Annotated in this window: 11 protein-coding genes, 7 pseudogenes and 1 riboswitch; of the genes and pseudogenes, 14 read left to right on the top strand and 4 right to left on the bottom strand. The window is 47.8% G+C overall.

Annotated features, from left to right (window positions below; genetic code table 11):
• Positions 1-169 precede the first annotated feature (169 nt).
• The 8 genes and pseudogenes from RE628_RS23880 to RE628_RS29825 all read left to right on the top strand — a co-directional run bounded on the left by RE628_RS23880 (position 170) and on the right by RE628_RS29825 (position 7,477).
• Positions 170-1,143, top strand: a pseudogene (locus tag RE628_RS23880) (metal ABC transporter solute-binding protein, Zn/Mn family).
• Between the two features lie 45 nt (positions 1,144-1,188).
• A pseudogene (locus tag RE628_RS23875) lies at positions 1,189-1,912 on the top strand (metal ABC transporter ATP-binding protein); the annotation flags it as partial.
• 194 nt (positions 1,913-2,106) lie between these two features.
• Positions 2,107-3,060, top strand: a pseudogene (locus tag RE628_RS23870) (metal ABC transporter permease).
• Positions 3,057-3,929, top strand: a complete 873-nt coding sequence (locus RE628_RS23865; RefSeq protein ID WP_309155620.1) for a metal ABC transporter permease — start codon at positions 3,057-3,059, stop codon at positions 3,927-3,929. Before RE628_RS23870 ends, RE628_RS23865 begins: the two are co-directional and overlap by 4 nt.
• A gap of 341 nt (positions 3,930-4,270) precedes the next feature.
• Entirely contained in the window at positions 4,271-5,014 is a 744-nt protein-coding gene (locus RE628_RS23860) for a Cof-type HAD-IIB family hydrolase (RefSeq protein ID WP_309155618.1), read from the top strand.
• A 7-nt stretch (positions 5,015-5,021) separates the two neighbouring features.
• On the top strand, positions 5,022-5,501 hold the full coding sequence (locus RE628_RS23855) for a DUF456 domain-containing protein (protein ID WP_309155616.1): 480 nt from the start codon (positions 5,022-5,024) through the stop codon (positions 5,499-5,501).
• 55 nt (positions 5,502-5,556) lie between these two features.
• Positions 5,557-7,199, top strand: a pseudogene (locus RE628_RS23850) (oligosaccharide flippase family protein).
• A gap of 41 nt (positions 7,200-7,240) precedes the next feature.
• The gene (locus tag RE628_RS29825) at positions 7,241-7,477 is read left to right on the top strand and encodes a hypothetical protein (protein WP_375143148.1); all 237 of its coding nucleotides are present in this window, start codon (positions 7,241-7,243) and stop codon (positions 7,475-7,477) included.
• A gap of 153 nt (positions 7,478-7,630) precedes the next feature.
• Here RE628_RS29825 and RE628_RS23840 read toward each other — a convergent pair.
• Positions 7,631-8,502 (bottom strand): annotated as a pseudogene (locus RE628_RS23840) (DUF2515 family protein); the annotation flags it as partial.
• A 305-nt stretch (positions 8,503-8,807) separates the two neighbouring features.
• Between RE628_RS23840 and RE628_RS23835 the strand changes: the two are divergent.
• From RE628_RS23835 to RE628_RS23810, 6 genes and pseudogenes are all read left to right on the top strand, one after another.
• Entirely contained in the window at positions 8,808-9,167 is a 360-nt protein-coding gene (locus RE628_RS23835) for a thioredoxin family protein (RefSeq protein ID WP_309155613.1), read from the top strand.
• A 168-nt stretch (positions 9,168-9,335) separates the two neighbouring features.
• A pseudogene (locus RE628_RS23830) lies at positions 9,336-10,306 on the top strand (heme A synthase).
• A gap of 240 nt (positions 10,307-10,546) precedes the next feature.
• Positions 10,547-11,263, top strand: a complete 717-nt coding sequence (locus tag RE628_RS23825) for a Cthe_2314 family HEPN domain-containing protein (protein ID WP_309155609.1) — start codon at positions 10,547-10,549, stop codon at positions 11,261-11,263.
• Between the two features lie 117 nt (positions 11,264-11,380).
• Positions 11,381-11,534: riboswitch (SAM riboswitch) on the top strand.
• Positions 11,535-11,673: 139 nt separating this feature from the next.
• A pseudogene (locus tag RE628_RS23820) lies at positions 11,674-12,686 on the top strand (methionine ABC transporter ATP-binding protein).
• Complete coding sequence (locus RE628_RS23815) at positions 12,686-13,354, top strand: methionine ABC transporter permease (RefSeq protein ID WP_309159550.1); 669 nt, start codon at positions 12,686-12,688, stop codon at positions 13,352-13,354. The pseudogene RE628_RS23820 and the gene RE628_RS23815 overlap by 1 nt, the downstream one beginning before the upstream one ends.
• Positions 13,355-13,415: 61 nt before the next feature.
• Positions 13,416-14,255: a MetQ/NlpA family ABC transporter substrate-binding protein gene (locus RE628_RS23810; protein ID WP_309155607.1), complete on the top strand. Its 840-nt coding sequence runs from the start codon at positions 13,416-13,418 to the stop codon at positions 14,253-14,255.
• A 264-nt stretch (positions 14,256-14,519) separates the two neighbouring features.
• Here RE628_RS23810 and gnpA read toward each other — a convergent pair whose 3' ends face one another.
• The 3 genes from gnpA to RE628_RS23795 all read right to left on the bottom strand — a co-directional run bounded on the left by gnpA (position 14,520) and on the right by RE628_RS23795 (position 17,779).
• Positions 14,520-16,601, bottom strand: a complete 2,082-nt coding sequence (gene gnpA / locus RE628_RS23805; protein ID WP_309159549.1) for a 1,3-beta-galactosyl-N-acetylhexosamine phosphorylase — start codon at positions 16,599-16,601, stop codon at positions 14,520-14,522.
• Positions 16,602-16,705: 104 nt separating this feature from the next.
• Positions 16,706-16,885: a DUF6903 family protein gene (locus tag RE628_RS23800; protein WP_309155605.1), complete on the bottom strand. Its 180-nt coding sequence runs from the start codon at positions 16,883-16,885 to the stop codon at positions 16,706-16,708.
• Positions 16,886-16,894: 9 nt separating this feature from the next.
• Positions 16,895-17,779, bottom strand: coding sequence for a carbohydrate ABC transporter permease (locus tag RE628_RS23795; RefSeq protein WP_309155600.1), 885 nt, complete (start codon positions 17,777-17,779; stop codon positions 16,895-16,897).
• Positions 17,780-17,785 lie beyond the last annotated feature (6 nt).

The raw sequence follows: 17,785 nt of genomic DNA, 5'->3' as shown, positions 1-17,785 counted from the left end.
TATTTTCAATTAAAATGGAAATAGTTCTTGCTTTTTGGCCCGTTTATACTTTAGAATTTGCATTAAGGAAACATTTTTAATAAAAAGAAACAATTATTTATTAAAGAAACATTTATTCAGCTATGCAAAAAACAGAGCGTGCTGCTCGAAATATTAGGAGGACTAATCTATGGAACAAATTAACGTTAAAAAAGGACCTCTGCAGAGGGCGAAAATTACAATCAGTGTACTGGTGCTGGTCATCCTTGCAGCCTGCTCCAAAGTGGAGGGAGAGGCCTCGCATTTCGAAAGAACAGAGGATGGAAGTAAAATTCAGGTTGTCTCTACAATTGGAATGATTACTGATATCGTTCAGGAGGTTGGCGGGGAAGAGGTTGAGGTTATCGGATTGATGGGGCCGGGGTAGACCCGCATCTATACAAGGCTTCTCAAGGAGATATGACGAGAATGGACCAGGCGGATATGATCTTCTACGGTGGTCTGCATCTGGAAGGGAAAATGACAGAGATCTTCGAGAAGCTGGAGCGCAGTAAGCCGACGGTGGCTGTATCTAGAGATATTGATACTTCTGTACTTCGCTCTGGAGAGAATGCAGGAGGAACACAGTATGATCCTCATATCTGGTTCAATGTGAAGCACTGGATTTCAGCAACAGAGACGATTAGTGATGCCTTAGCCAACTATGACCCGGCGCATGGCGATCTCTATAAGAACAATGCTGATAAATATATTCAGCAGCTAAGAGAGCTTGATGAAGAAGTGCGAATGGTCATCGCCGAGATACCTGAATCTGGCCGCGTGCTTGTAACTGCGCATGATGCCTTCGGATATTTTGGAGAAGCCTATGGGATTAAGGTCATGGGGTTGCAGGGAATCAGTACGGCTGCAGAGTACGGCTCCAAGGATGTGAGTGAGCTGCGAGATTACCTCGTTGACAATAAGATCAAGGCAGTATTCGTAGAATCCAGTATTCCTACGAAATCGATGGAGGCAGTCATTGCCGGAGCCAAAGAGAAGGGCCATGAGGTAGAAATCGGTGGCGAGCTGTATTCGGACTCCTTAGGAGAGCCAGGCTCTGATGCTGATACTTATATCAAAATGGTCCGGCACAATGTAAGTACGATCATAAACGCATTGAAATAAATATAGGCGATGATAAACGCCAAGGAGATAAGGAGCGATATAACTATGGAAATGCACCCGCTTGAAGTGAGTAATTTGACGGTGGCTTATCAGAAGAAGCCAGTATTGAATTCGGTCTCGTTTCAGATTCCTTCGGGAAGCTGATTGGCGTGCTCGGTCCAAACGGGGCAGGTAAATCGACGATGCTTAAGGCGGTGTTGGGACTTATTCCGACCGTTGAAGGTTCGGTAAAGATATTTGGCCACAGTTACCAAGAGAACCGAAAGAAAGTCGGCTATGTGCCACAGCGTGAATCAGTCGATTGGGATTTCCCAACGAACGCGCTGGACGTTGTTATGATGGGCAGATATGGACATTTAGGCTGGATTCGTCGTCCGGGAATGAAGGAACGGCAAATCGCCATGGAGTGTCTGGCTAAGGTTGGAATGGCTGATTTCGCTGGTAGGCAGATTAGTCAATTATCGGGGGACAGCAGCAAAGAGTATTCCTAGCTAGAGCTCTAGCGCAAAATGCAACGCTCTATTTCATGGACGAACCATTCGCTGGTGTCGACGCGACGACGGAGAAAGCGATCATCAGTCTGCTTCATGAGCTTAAGGAACAAGGCAAGACAGTCCTCGTTGTTCATCACGATCTGTCCACCGTGAAGGAGTACTTCGATGAAGTCCTACTACTTAACGGCAAGCTGGTGGCTGCAGGTCCAACCGAAGAGACATTTACCTCCTCCAATCTGCAGAAGACTTACGGTGGACGAATAGCCATGCTGCAGGATGTAGCGAAGGAAATCGATGTGCCTGACAATGAAGGAGAAAAAAATAAGAGTTCTAACCCGCCGAAGACAAGCAAGAGCGTAAAGAAAGTAGACAACGCGAAAACTGGTCAGACGAGTGTGAAGAGCGGTATGGGGCTGCCGGATGAAGCGGAAGGAGCACATGTACCGATCGGGGCGGTGAGCCGCACATGATGTCTTCCTTATTGACCTGGTTCGCAGATCCTAATATGCAATGGATTCTGATGGGATCCTTATTGCTTGGAATTGGCAGTGGAGTTATTGGTTCATTCACTTATTTGCGCAAGCAGAGCCTGTTGGGGATGCGCTAGCCCATGCTGCATTGCCGGGAATTTGCATCGCCTTCATGCTAAGCGGCGTTAAATCGATTGGGTTGTTCATGATCGGTTCCATCGTGTCAGGAATGATAGCTACTTTTGGCATATATGCTATAACTCGTTATTCACGTATAAAGCAGGATGCAGCACTTGGCATTATTTTATCGGTATTTTTCGGAGTTGGGGTCGTACTGATGACGAAGATTCAGCACAGCGGGAACGGGAATCAGAGCGGACTCGATAAATATATGTTTGGACAGGCGGCGTCGATGATGAAGTCTGATGTATATATGATGGGCGCCGTTTCACTGCTATTGATCTTGATATGCTTCATATTATTCAAGGAATTCAAGCTTATCAGCTTTGATCCTGGCTTTGCCCGAGGGATGGGGATGAAGGTAGGGTTGCTGGAGCAGCTGCTCTTATTCATGACAGTTATCGCTGTCGTCGTAGGGATTCAAGCGGTTGGCGTCGTACTGGTGGCTGCACTACTTATCACTCCAGCAGTGTCGGCAAGATATTGGACGGACTCACTTGGAGTCATGATTATCATTGCCGGAGTGATCGGCGCATTCTCAGGTGTTACGGGGACATTAATAAGCGGAACGTTGTCCAATCTACCTACCTGGTCCAGTTACTGTATTGGCGGCAACTTCTCTGTTCTTTGTCTCGGCAGTGTTTGCTCCGAATCGGGGCCTTGTAGCTAAAATATGGCGCAGGGCTCGCACCAAGCAGCATATACGACAGAGCCAATCGCTTAAGACCGCTCGCCACAGCACAGGAACTGTAGAAGGAGGGCTCGACGGATGATGGATTTCTGGATTATACTTACCGGCACCTTAGTCGCGGCAACCTGCGGAATTCTTGGCTGCTTCCTCATCCTACGCAAAATGGCGATGGTGGGGGATGCGATCAGTCATTCCGTGCTTCCCGGTATCGCAATTGCTTTCCTCATTGGCGGTTCGCGGGATTCGTTCTTGATGTTGTTCGGGGCTGCAGTGCTTGGACTGGTTACCGTATTCTTGATTCAACTGCTGCAGCGAAGCGGATTGCAATCAGATGCTTCAATCGGTATTGTATTTACGGCATTATTCGCGATCGGGGTTATTCTGATCAGCCGAAATGCCCAGCATATAGACCTCGATCTGGATTGTGTGCTGTTTGGAGAAATAGCCTATGTGCCATGGGATTCTTTGATCTGGAATGGCTACAATCTAGGTCCTGTCGCTATCTGGATGCTGGGAGTAACCTTCCTTATTGTGCTGATTACGGTCGTGTTATTTTATAAACAGTTCAAAATATGTGCCTTTGACCCTGCACTCGCCGCAGCCCTAGGCATACCGGTGGCCTTGTTCCACTATCTCTTGATGGGGCTGGTCTCCCTGTCAACGGTAGCTTCCTTTGAAAGTGTAGGAGCTATACTTGTCGTCGGGATGTTAATTGTCCCTGCAGCGACAGCATACTTGTTGACCGATCGTCTTGGACTAATGTTGCTATACAGTGTCATTATCGGGGCCATCAGCTCTACCTGCGGTTATTATATGGCGAAGCTATTCGATGCTTCTATTGCCGGTTCGATGATTACGGTATGTGGCATTCTGTTCGTACTGACTTTCCTGCTCTCGCCTTCGCATGGACTTATCTCTCGTTGGATGAAACGCCTGGCAGATGCGAGTTAGCGGCTTGAAACAGATCACAGAGTGAATTAAAATAACAACGATGTAAAAAGATATAGAGAATCTCCTGCGGGAGGTTCTTTTTTACTTTATTGGATAAGTGAGATTTAATGGAATCGAGGCTAGGCCGTATGTGATAAATTGTGGACCCCATATGTATGATCATGATTTACTCGGGAAAATATGTGCCCGATTCTCATTAACTCGGCAGTTTGTTGGATAAATGGTCAGGTGTGAGCGACGTCTATGTGGAGTGGCAATGATTATGATAAAATGACGTTATGTTGTGCTTAAAACCTTAAAATCTCAATTAGACATTCATTTACAGAACGGGGGATTACTTGTTGAAGTATAAATTGCTGGCTTTGGATATGGATGGTACACTACTTACGGATCAACACCAGATCTCCCCAGAGACTGAATTATGGATTCGCAAGGCAATGGCGGCCGGAGTACATGTTTGCTTGTCTACGGGCTGTAGGTTTATTGAGGCTGTACCGTTCGGTGAACAGCTTGGCTTGGATACGCCAATGGTGACAGTTAACGGAAGTGAAGTATGGCGTACTCCACATGAGCTTTACCATCGTGAATTACTTGATAAGGCGATTGTCTCTCAAATGTATCAAATGTCCCGGGACAAAAATGTGTGGTTCTGGGCGGATGCTGTAGAAGGAAACTATAATGAGCAGAACTGGGAGCCGGAGTTGTTGGATCGAAATCAATGGCTCAAGTTCGGATATCATACCGAGGATCATGACATTCGTCATTCCTTAATGTTAGAGCTGCAAAATATCGGCGGACTTGAGATTACCAATTCATCGCCTTATAATTTGGAGATCAATCCTGCTGGTATTAATAAAGCGAGTGGAATTCGTACTGTTTGTGAATTGCTTGATGTAAAAATGTCAGAGGTAGTAGCGATCGGCGATAGCTTAAATGATCTTGCCGTTATCCAAGCGGCTGGTCTGGGCGTAGCGATGGGCAACGCACAGATAGCCGTTCAGGAAAATGCGGATGTCGTTACGGCTTCCAACAATGATGATGGGATAGCGCTGATTATCCGCGATTATATTTTGACGGAGGAGTGAGCGTTGCATGGCAGTGCTGGGCTGGATATTGGTCATCCTACTATTTGCTATAGGGATGGCGGGGGCGGTTTATCCTGTTTTGCCGGGTGTGCTTGCTGTCTATTTTGCCTTTTTCGTATATGGCTGGTTCTTCTCGTTCGAATCGTTCGGCTGGGTATTCTGGACCGTACAGACGCTGATAGTTGTTGTTCTGATGGTGGCAGATTATGCAGTCGGGGCTTGGGGTGTCAAGAAGTTTGGCGGCAGCAAGCTCTCCATCTGGCTTAGTACAATCGGCATCATTATCGGTCCCTTTGTCATTCCGGCCTTTGGTCTTGTTCTCGGTCCTTTGATTGGTGCGATGATCGGGGAACTGATCAGAGGGGAGAGTCTAGAGAAAGCTTTTAAGGTAGGGATCGGCTCGGTTGTAGGCTTATTAAGCAGCTTCGTGGTCAAAATTATCCTCCAGCTTGTCATGATCGTTATATTCATTATTTGGGTTGTATAAATTTGTAAGAATTGCGCATTACTCTTAAAGTAATCCTGGAAAGAAGGAATTATTTTTGTCTAAGAAAGAATCATTTATTAAAGGCACGTTAATTCTTGCCGGAGCGGCATTGATTGCTAGAGTGCTAGGTTTGTTCCAGCGCGTTCCCTTGGAGCATATATTGGGCGATATCGGGAATGCATCCTACTCTCAGGCGAATGCCGCTTATTTCATGCTGTTGACGATTGCAACGGCGGGAATCCCTAGTACGCTAAGTAAAATGGTATCGGAGCGTCATGCGTTGAACCGTCCAATGGAAGCAAGACGAATCTATCATGCCGGGCTGATGTTCGCCGCGATTTCAGGCATCGTGATGTTCGTACTCTTGTATGTTTTCGCACCGGTGTACGCTAGAGCCACGGGAATACCCGAGACAGCCGTGACGATCCGTGCGCTGGCGCCGGCATTGCTGTTATTTCCACTGATCGCAATTATCCGCGGGTACTTACAGGGTCGGAACATTATGATTGCTGGCGGTATCTCGCAGGTTATTGAGCAATTTGTTCGTGTAGGAACCTGTCTTATTTTGGCGTTCCTATTCTATCATTGGGGATATTCGGGAGAGAAGATTGCTGCCGGAGCTACTTTCGGGCAGTCATCGGCGGTTTAGCCGCTCTGCTCGTTATGCTCTATTACAATATGAAGGTACGCCGTAAGGACCGTACTGAGCTGCCACTTCAGGCGCAAGATGGACAGGCTAGGATGTCCTATGGCCGCATCTATGCAGAGATCTTCAAGCTGTCGATCCCGATCGTCGTCTCCTCGATGACGGTGTCCGCCGTGAACTTCATTGATAACTCGATTCTGAAGCCACTCTTGTCAGGACAAATTGGTCCGAATGAGGCGACTTATGTACTTGGGATTCTAGGCAACCGGGCACAGATGATTGCTGGTATTCCGCCGATCCTGGCTATTGCACTGAGTCAATCGCTTGTTCCGATCATCTCGGCAGCCTTTGCCCGTGGGGACCAGGCGCACTTGAAGCGGCAGGTTACCTTGGCTATGCAGGTCGCTGTACTTACAGGGATGCCGATTATTCTCGCTTTAGGCACGGCAGCTTACTCGGTAAATGGCTTGCTGTTTAGTACGCGTGACGGAAGTGGAATCGTGGCTTTGCTTACCTTTGCAACGATCTTCCAGATTACGATGATGACGAGCAACTCGATTCTGCTCGGGATCAACAAGGCAACTTTATCCATGGTACACGTCATGATCGGAATTATCGTTAAGCTCGTAGCCAGTTATGCCTTGGCTCCACTGCTTGGAATCTATGGCATTATTATTGCAACAGCATTATGCTTCCTCGTCATTACGCTGCTTAATCTGCGTTCGATGAAGAAGATTGTTCCATTCTCGATTATGCAAGGACGCTGGGTCGGATTCTCGCTTACCGTTATTGTCTTGACGGGAGTCGGTTATGGGCTGAATCAGCTTGGCATTGGTATGGAAGCCTTTATGCCAGGACGCGTGGCCTTCTTCATTACATGCTGCATTGTTGGGGCCGCAGTAGTAGCACTTTATCCAGTATTGCTCGTCGTTCTACGCGTAGTTCGCAAGGAAGAGCTTGGAACTTATCCGCGGGCGTTACAGAAGGTCTTCAGACCACTTATGCGTCTGCAGCGTGGTTCAGGTTCAGCCGGGACAGGCGGAACGATGTAAGGTCTTAGTCGGCGGCGCCCTCCAGGGGCGCCGCCTTCGTTATGCCGTACCTGTACTCGCGACTGATGTCGCATAGGTACGGCGGCTGTGGCGCGCTGATTCCATTCAGCGCGCTTGGTCCTCGAACCAATCCTCACGCAGGATTGGTTCATAGGCGGCGTCGCCCCAAGCGTCCAGCAGCTTGGGGCTATAGAGACGCTGGCCGTCAGGCAGCGTCTCGCCATCGGCAAGCACTGCCCCTTGTTCAAGGGGCAGTGCTTGCGCTGGATTGGCCGTGAACAAGTCCGGCCAATAGTCTGCCCGCGAGCCGGTGTGCGGCACGCTCGCGGCGAAGCGCTGCGCGCCGCTGTGCACAGCGCGCAGGCCGACAGCATCGCGTATAGGCTCTTGCCTAACGCGATGCGGTCGGGCAGACTGCCTAGATTGACGATGCTACGACCGGCCAGCCGGTGTACATCGCAGGTTTCAAGGCAGTCTTGCCCATCTAAGACGGACTCCTGTTCCGTGAGTCCGTCTTCATCCCCGCTGTTCTCAAGTAGCGGGAAGATAACATGATTCATGCCAAGCTGTTGAATCAGAGTCGGTTCATCCGTATTGTCCATAAATAATTGATAATGCGGATGGCGAAAGACCTGCTTCTCTACATAGTTCTGCGCATTAATGATAAGTCCGACGGTGAGCAGCGGACTGCTGCGGTCGATCCAGAATCGCTCCCAAAAGGGCTGCATGAAGCGGGAGACATGGAAGTACGAAAGCAAGTGGAACAGGCTGCGGCCGATCTCGCGGCTCTTGGCATAAAGTAGAAGCTGCGGGTAGGCATCCTGGAAGATAAGCGCATTGCTGCGCTCGAAAAACGGTAGATGGCCTGTTTATTCTCATCATCAAGTGCATTCTTTAATCTGCTGCCTTGTAGGTCGGTCATACACCAGCCGGTATTGCGCGACATCATATGAGCCAGAAAAGCCCAATGTAGCTCAGGATATTGTTCATAGAATAACCAGTAGGCTTCACTTCTTGTGATATTGCTGATTTCAGCCTTACGGGTAGCTTCAGTGATCTCTTCGGCGAGCTTTAGCTCGGCTTCCGTCCATTGCTCTGCGATACTCCCCAATGTAGATTTACGGCGCAGCAAATCCTCGATTTCCGCTTTAACAGCGTTGACCACGGCATCGTTCCAGTCGAGAGCCACTCGATCTTCCCTTAATTTGTTGGAGTTTGACCACTGAGTAGCCTTGTCTTTAACAGCTTCGCCGATGGCTGACGGCAGACGAAAAATCAATTTTTTCAGCCCGTCTTTGGTCATGCTATCCGGATCAGGGGGACTTGCTGCGTCATGGTAGGACCTCGCTTTCTAAGCAATTAATCGTGTAGTTGATATAAGTGTGGGTTCAAAAAGGTCGGTTTTCAGCACCGAGAAGGTTGAATGAAGCTAGGGCCTGAGTTCAAGATTCGATGTCGAATTTGCTTCCTGATTAACTACGTGATCAAAAGTGGACTTTTTGAACAACTTCTATAAGTATGGCCGAAATATTTGACTTCCACACTTCATTTTGGTTGACTAGAGATACATCGACACTTAGGCAATATATTAGAGAGGGATGAAAGTCAATGAGAAAAATTACTTCCGCTGAGGATTTTCAAGTCAGTATTCAATCCAGTAATTTGATCGTAGCTGTATTCAAAGCAGATTGGTGCGGAGATTGCAAATTTATGGATCCGTTTATGCCAGAAGTAGAGCAAAATTATGAAGGTCGATTGACCCTTGTAGAGGTTGATGTGGATCAGGTCGGAGACGTAAGTCAGGAGCAGAACATTATGGGCATCCCTAGCTTTGTCGCTTATACCGACGGAAGAGAACTCGTTCGCTTCGTCAATAAACTCCGTAAATCACGCGAGGAGATCGAGGATTTCCTGAATAAAGCACTGGATGTATATTCTGTTCTGCATAATACGGCGGACAGCAAATAGAACAAAAGCTTAAAAATAATGCGCTGCCCCATCTCATATGGTGGGTGGCGCGTTTTGTTTTGAATATTTTGTCATGTTCCCCTATGATTGCACAGGGAATATCAGGTATAATGAAGTGGTATGAATTGTGAAAATTTCCTAACACTTTGTTATAGCAGGTGAGAACCATTGAAAACCAAGCATTTGAAATGGCTTAGTTACTTGTCCTGTTTTGTCATGTTTCTTGCTACTTTGGGCGGAGTGTGGTGACGAAGACGGAGTCGGGACTCGGCTGTGGCAATGAATGGCCGCTTTGCCACGGGAAATTTGTACCTGCCCATACGCTTGCATCGATGATTGAATACTCACATCGTGCCGTAAGCGGAGCCGCCGGGCTGCTCGCTGTAGGAGCGTTCGTCGCTTTTTGGCTATACCGTAAGAACCGCAAGGATCTCCAGCTATACGCTCTGCTGGCGCTTATTTTTGTAATGGTACAAGCTTTTATGGGAGCGATGGCAGTGATTTATCCCACATCATCTGGTGTAATGGCGCTGCATTTTGGCTTCTCACTAATTGCTTTTGCAAGTTCGATCATGTTAGCACTCGGTATACGTGCTGAAGAGACAGCAGAGAAGAAATCCAGTCAGGGGATTGCTCCATCAGATGTATATCCAGTATCAAAAGGATTTCGTAATTTGACTTGGTTTGCCACACTATATACTTATATCGTTGTATACATAGGAGCCTATGTCAGCCATACAAATTCAGCCGGAGGCTGCAGCGGATGGCCACTGTGCAATAATGAACTAATTCCAGATTTGTCTGGCGGAACAGGCATCGCTTTTATTCACCGTATCGCGGCTTTACTGTTGCTGGTACTAATTGCGCTTGTCGGACATTTGGCTTATTGGAAGCATCCGCATCACAGGGAGATTCGTAAATTGGGCATTGCGGCAACGGTCCTGATTGTGATTCAGGTGTTCACGGGTGCGGGTATCGTATTCACTCTGAACAATTTCGAAGTATACTTATTTACTTCACTTGCCCATATTATCGTGCTGGCTTCCTTGTTTGGAGTGCTATGTTATTTGAGCGTCAGAACGTGGCAACTCAGCAGACAGATCTCCAGCAAGGCTAGCGGGGAGCGGATCGACGCATAGACGCATAGGTGAAATGTTATAAAAAATTAGTTAGGAACAAAAGTCCACGAACTGTTCGCGGGCTTTTGCTGTATATTTGCTATGAATCTGTTGATGGGTCTCGTCGGCCGAATATGGCATCGCTGAGATCAGCCAAATTTCTGTCTTCCATGACGGATGTCTCGTCGTATCCGGTGCATCCTATAAGGATGAGTCGGGGGAATTTATGAACAACTTCTAGCGGGAAGTGAGGAATAGACCATGCTGCGTAGCTTGCTCGGAGAGCCGCCCAGACAAGCGGAGGAGAAACTGGACAAAGTGCAGAGGGCAATGAAGGAGACCGTTCGTTTATTGCGTAAGGAAATCGAGCAGAACTCTGATCCGACTCATGATTATCGTAAGCTAGAGATTTGGATTTTGGGATTGATCTCCTCGCTGGATGAACTTGAGGAATGCTTATTTGCTTCTATCCTGTTTCGCAACAAAGTTACACATGATTCTGTGACTGATATGGAGCCTGAAGAGCAGGGAAATTATGCACGCTACGTATTCTTCTATAAGGACGGGTTCATCCGCGTCTTCGCGATTCTGGACAAGCTCGGGACTGTACTGAACGAATTATTCGATATGAAGATGGCCAAGATTAAGCCTCATTTTTCATTCTTTACCGTAATGCGTCAACTTCTTCTCATGCCGAAGTATGCCGATCTGGGCAAGAGAATGAACGTTATCAAGGATAACTATCGTGAAGCGCTATCCCAGCTAAGACGCCGTCGCAACACTGAGATCCATTATATGAATTCGGAGATGCGGGACGATTTATGGCAGCGACATCAAGCTTTATTCGGTAAAATCGAACTGGAGGATCTGGATCTACATATTCGCGATCTAGAGCAAGGTTATCAAATGGTGTGCGAGACGCTGGAGACGGTATTTGTCTATACGAATCAAAGATGGAAGCAGCTTGCCGAAAGGTAGAATACGTTGGTAATACGCTGTTTTTGATGACTGTGTCAAATTTCCTTTGACAAACTGTGAGAATGTTACTATACTCAGAATAGTTTCAGAAACATTAATTTATAATTTCATAATTTTTTCTTATCTAGAGTGGTGGAGGGAAAGGCCCGATGAAGCCCGGCAACCGATTTATTTGATGTTTGGTTCGATAACCAGCATCGATAGATGTCATGGTGCTAATTCCTTCAAAGTCTGTTCTGCTTAATGTAGAGAGGGCTTTGACAGATGAGAAGGCATTGTCTTTACGTAAAGAGAGCCCTTTGAATCTGCATAGGGGCTCTTTTCTTGTATTTTCTGGAAGATGCGTGATTAACAGTGATGAGATGAGTGGTCATACCGCAATCCATCATTGTAGTGGGGGGCAATTCGCTGTGATAGAACTCAAACAGCTAACAAAGACATATGGCGACAAAAGAAGAAGACTACAGCTCTATCCGAGTTGAATTTATCCGTCGGTAAGGGTGAAATATTCGGCGTCATCGGTCATTCCGGTGCAGGGAAGAGCACGTTGATCCGTTGTATCAATCTCCTGGAGCGTCCGACGGAAGGCGAGATTTGGGTCGGTGGTGTGGAGCTAACTGGGCTTAACAAGCGGGATTTGCAGGAGAAGCGGCGCAAGATCGGAATGATTTTTCAACATTTTAATTTGCTCTCTTCGGCAACGGTATTTGATAATATCGCATTTCCGCTGACGCTGATTCATACGCCAAAGCAAGAGATTGAGAAGAAGGTCAATGAGCTGCTTGAGCTGGTTGGGCTTAAGGAACATCGTAATAAGTACCCGTCTCAGTTGTCCGGTGGTCAGAAGCAGCGTGTTGGTATCGCCCGGGCGTTGGCCAGTGATCCAGATGTGCTGCTCTGCGATGAGGCAACGTCTGCACTCGATCCTCAGACAACGGATTCGATTCTCAAGCTGCTGCTGGACATTAACAAGAGATTTGACCTGACAATTATGCTAATTACGCATGAGATGCATGTTATCCAGAGTATCTGCGACAGAGTCGCTGTCATTCATGCAGGTGGCATTGTCGAAGAGGGGCCGGTCACGGAAGTATTCCTGAAGCCAAAGCATCCTGTAACGAAGGAATTTATTGATCGCGATTCTCAAGGAGAGGATGGATTCAGACTGTCAGCTGCTTCTCTGGTAGGCGGTTCGCAGCTCGTAAGGATCACTTTCCTCGGTGCGAAGACGTATGAGTCGATCATGTCACAGGTCGTTCGCGAGACAGGCGTTAACTTCGCTATTTTGCAAGGTACGATATCGACGATCAAAGATACGCCTTACGGGAAGCTGAAGGTATCCTTCGAAGGCAGCAAGGAAGATATTAACCGAACAATAGCGCTGTTAAGACAACGTGAGCTTGATGTGGAGGTGATGGAGTGATGTGGGGCTTGGATTTCTCAAAGATTGATTGGTCCGAGATGGGGACGGCTTCGGTGGATACACTGCAGATGATGCTGTACTCAACCCTGTTTACACTCATTATTGGTTTGCCGCTGGGCGTGTTGTTATATGTTTCTTCACGTTCCAATTCCACGGTATTGCAATGGGTATACAGAGTCATGTCATTTGTCGTTAATATCATCCGTTCTGTACCGTTCATTATTTTGATCGTCGCTCTGATCCCGCTCACCCGAGCCATTGTCGGAGTATCCTCTGGTGTACAGGGGACAATTCCTCCGCTTGTGATCGCCGCTGCGCCATTCTTCGCCCGTCTTGTTGAGACAGCGCTACGCGAGGTAGATCGCGGCGTAATCGAAGCTTCGCAGGCGATGGGAGCGACCCCGTTCCAGGTCATCCGCAAGGTGCTGCTGCCAGAATCGCTGCCGGGGCTGATCGCAGGAATCACGATTACGGTAGTTACTCTTGTCTCTTATACCGCGATGTCGGGGATGATTGGCGGCGGAGGCCTAGGGGACTTGGCCATCCGGTATGGTTATTACCGTTATGAGAAGGAAGTTATGATCATCTCGGTTATTTTTATGGTCATCTTGGTGCAAGTACTACAAATGCTGGGCGATCGATTGGTCATTTATTTTACAAGGAAATAAGGAATTACTAATATATAAATGCGAGTCCTTATTCAAAATTAAATTTAGGAGGTCATACTGTATGAAGAAGTGGAGTCTTACCCTGTTAACTCTTGTGTTGGTGTTGGTGGTATCCGCATGCGGAAGTAACAAAGGAGCAAATAATACGGCGGGCAATAGCAGCGCTGCCGGAACCGAGGATAAGCCGGTGAAGCTGGTCGTTGGTGCGACTTCGCCTCATGCGGACATTCTTAAGCATATTGCTCCAGTCTTGAAAGAAGAAGGCGTTGATCTTGAAGTGAAGGAATTCTCTGATTATGTTCAGCCTAATATACAAGTATATGAGAAGCAGTTGGATGCGAATTACTTCCAGCATCAGCCATATCTTGATGAGCAGAACAAGCAGAATAACTTCGATCTGGTATCGGTTGTAGGTGTTCATATTGAACCATTTGGTGCATATTCTAAAAAAATTAAATCTATAGATGAACTTGCAGACGGTGCAACGGTCGCTATTCCTAACGACGCTACTAACGGCGGACGTGCATTGCTCTTGCTGGAGAAGCAAGGTTTGATCAAGCTGAACCCGGATGCAGGCATCACAGCTACTTCGAAGGATATTACGGAAAATCCAAAGAACTTGAAAGTTAAAGAAGTGGATGCAGCTATGTTGCCACGTCAATTGGATGAGGTCGATCTGGCCCTGATTAATACGAACTATGCGCTTAAGGCTGACCTGAATCCGTTGACGGACGCACTGTTCATTGAGGATAAGGATTCACCTTATACGAATATTCTCGTTGCCCGTCCAGACAACAAGGATTCCGATGCAATCCAAAAGCTGGCCAAGGCGCTGACTTCCGACGATACAAGAAAATTCATCGAGGATACTTATAAAGGTGCACTCGTACCAGTATTCTAATAATAAGAGGAAGTTCAAAAAGACCGCCTTTGATCACGAAGTGTTTCAGGGAAGTGGACTCGGCATCGAATCTTGAATTCAGCCGGGCCTTCCGGCTTCATCCATCCTTCTCGGTGCTGAAAACAGATTCTTTTGAACCTTTATTTGAAAAGGAAGTTCAAAAACCCCGCCTTGTATGGTGGCAGCAACAAATCAAAAAACCAATCCTTCGCGGACGTTCAAAGTCCGCCGGGATTGGTTTCTTTTTATTTGTATGGCTATTTATTAAATTTCGTACCACTTAATCTCGTTCGCTTCCATTTGCAGCTCGAAGCTCGAACCGTCTCCACGATAGACAGTAGTCAGCTGCGGTTCATAGGTGTTGTTGACTACGCAGTATTTACCGTTCTTCACATAAGCATGAACTTCCACATTGTAGTTGTCGCTGAACCAACGATGCAGCTCATCCTCGCTATGGGTGCTCCACAGAATGGCGCGATACAGCAGTCGGCTGTTCTCGAAGCTGTAAGGGAGGCCGCTGATATAAACCCCGCGTCCTTGACCGAACTCATTCACGGCGAGTTGGACCTCTTTATCGATCTGGCGGAGGACAGTCGCTCCTTCGAGGGCGAACACATTTTTCTTTCCTTCTCCGAAATCGATCAGTTTATGACCTTGATCATCGGTTTTGCAATCGGCCGTAATGAAATGGTCATGCTCAGTCCAGTTGTATTTGTCGTACCCTAGTGTGAAGCCTCGCTCTTGCTCTACACCAAGGATACCCGTGAGCTGGAAGTAGCGTCCGTTGGCCTGATGAGCTGCAGGCTCGCCAACGCCGATGAAACCGCCGCCCTCATGAACGAATTTCTTAATGGCGGTTGCGATGTCCGGGTCTAGCCACCAGTCACCACCAGTATGTGCGGTATCGCCGTCTCCGATGTTGAGTATGACGTCGATATCGTCCAGCGTAGCCGGATTCTGCTTAATATCATCGAAGCTGATGAATTTGACGTCAAACGGTGCCCCGGAGAGTGCCTGGATAATGCCGGCATAACTGTAATTTGGCTTGTAGTAGAGGGCGTGGTGAACCATATGGTTGCCCCAGGCTCTCATCTTGCCCCAGCAGTTGAGTACGGCTACCGTCTTCACGCAATAGGGTATTGTTCCTTGAACATTGTCATACAGCGTCCGGAATTCATCGCAGACGCTCTCCACGTAATCGACGAATTCGGGAAAATCGAGCGCCAGCTTCAGATACCCGCCATAACCAATCCGGTCGATTGGCTTGCGGAGAATGGCACGACGGGCCGTTACCCAGTTCACCTTGGCTTCCTGTACAGGATCTCCACCTTCGTGGAAGGTATCCGGGAAGAAGTAAGGCAGGAAGCGTCCTTCTGTATATTTTACGCCGGGGATATCACTAATCAGGCGCAGAGTCGAGCCATTGCCGACGCTCCCGACAACGGCATCCAATCCGATCGAGGCGAACTCCTCCATGAACGGCTCAGTTCCGATCCAATGATCGCCGAGGAACATCATTGCCTCCTTGCCGCATTCATGAACAATATCGACCATCTCCTTGGCCAGCTTGGAGACCTCACGCCGCTGGAAGGCCTGGAAGTCGCTGAACTCCTTGGAAGGGACCCGATACGTATTGTTGAAATAGCCTTGATCGATGATAAATTCTGGTCGGAATGTATATCCGACTTCCTGTTCAAATTGCTCGAGAATATATGGGCTGACAGAAGCTGAATATCCATACCAGTCCACATATTTCTCCCGTGCAAGCTCATCAAAAATGAGCGTAAATTGATGGAAGAACGTCGTGAACCGGATCACATTGACATACGGATGCTCTTCAATAAACTTGCGGATGCGATCCATCGTAAATTTATGAGTCTTAGGCTGTCTTACATCGAAGGTGACTTGATGCTCGACATCCTTCCAGTCATTAACTACAGAATTGTACATATGTACCGGATCCCACATGATATACGCGAGGAAGCTTACTGTATAGTCATGATACGGCACGGCCTGAATCGTCACGCTCTCCGCTGCCGGATCATAGGTCCACCGCACGGTCGGCACAACCTCGCCGCTCGTGCGGTCGATTACCTCCCACCAGCGAGTAATATCATCGCGATTATTCACCTTGAGCATATCCGGATACAGACCCTTCATCAGCGGAATCGTCAGCTGATCGCTTGTAGCCGTATAGAATGGGGTCATCAGATACATTTGCTGAATCTCATCCGGATTTGCCAGCGCCCATTCATTATCCTTGCGGGTCGTGTAGTAAGTAGAGTAGACTTTGGCATCAATCTGGCTGAGCTCGGACGGGAAATCAGTGCCGTCGCAGTCCCGTATAGCATCGGCACCCAGCGCTTCATTATTTCATGAGTTTGCGAGATGACGTCTAGATCTGTTGGAATCGTGACACGTCCTTGTCTGTTAGCCATAGAGAATCACTCCTATTTATATTGTCGATTGTAGAACCACAGCAGGCCAACCAGCAGACCGAGTCCGCTCAACATCATGCCTAGCCCAGCGAGGCCAATGCTTTTCTGCCCGGTAATGACCAGGGTCATGGCGATGACAAAAACGATCAGCATGAGTAAATAACGCAGCATAGTTCTCGGAGAATCGTTCATAATGGCACCTTACCCTTTCAACCCGCCCATAGTCATGCCTTGGGTGAGCTTTTTTTGTACGAGCATATAGAGGATCAGGGTCGGCAACATAACTAGCACCAGACCCGCATACATCTGACCGTATTGAACGGCGGATTTCTGAGCGGCCATCAGGTTCATCAAACCTACAGGTAGTGTTCTGAGTCCCGGTTTGGTCAGCAAAGTCATCGAGATAATATACTCGTTCCAGAACGAGAGGAAGTTGAACAGGATGACGGTAACGATGCTCGGCTTGGCCATGGGCATAATGACCTGAACCATCGTACGGAAATAACCGGCGCCGTCAACAGAAGCTGCTTCTTCATACTCCTTAGGCAATGTCTTGAAATAGCCCGATAGCAGGTAGATCGTGAAAGGTAGAGCCATCGCGGCATAGACGAGCGCAAGAATGAACAGATTGTTGAGGAGAAAAGGCTGTCCGAGCAGGCTGCGCAGCGATTTATCCCCATTATTAAGCATGAGAAAGATCGGAACGACGATATAGTTGATGTTAATAAATAGACCAGCCATAAATAGCATGTTCCAGAAGCCGCTGCTTCTGAACTTGTATCTTGCCAGCACATAGGCTGCCGGTAGGGCTATGATAAGCAGCAAGACAAGGGCAATCGCCGTCGTAACCACGGAGTTGAGCATATAGCTGCCCATTTTCGCTTTTTGCCAAGCGTCTGCAAAGTTCTGAAGATGGAATCCTTCCGGCAGAGCCCACGGGCTACCATAGAATTCAACGTCCTGCTTGATCGAAGCGAGGAAGGCCCAGCCGACAGGGACGATGATGACGACCGCAAGGGTAATCAGCAGAAGGTAAATGAAGAATTTATACAATTTATTGCTGCTATGCTGATGTTCTGGATTCATTTTGTC

The sequence above is a fragment of the Paenibacillus sp. D2_2 genome, from assembly GCF_031199965.1.
In the GTDB taxonomy this organism is placed as follows: domain Bacteria; phylum Bacillota; class Bacilli; order Paenibacillales; family Paenibacillaceae; genus Fontibacillus.
The sequence above is the reverse complement of the archived record's forward strand: the minus strand, read 5'-3'. Positions and strand labels throughout refer to the sequence as shown.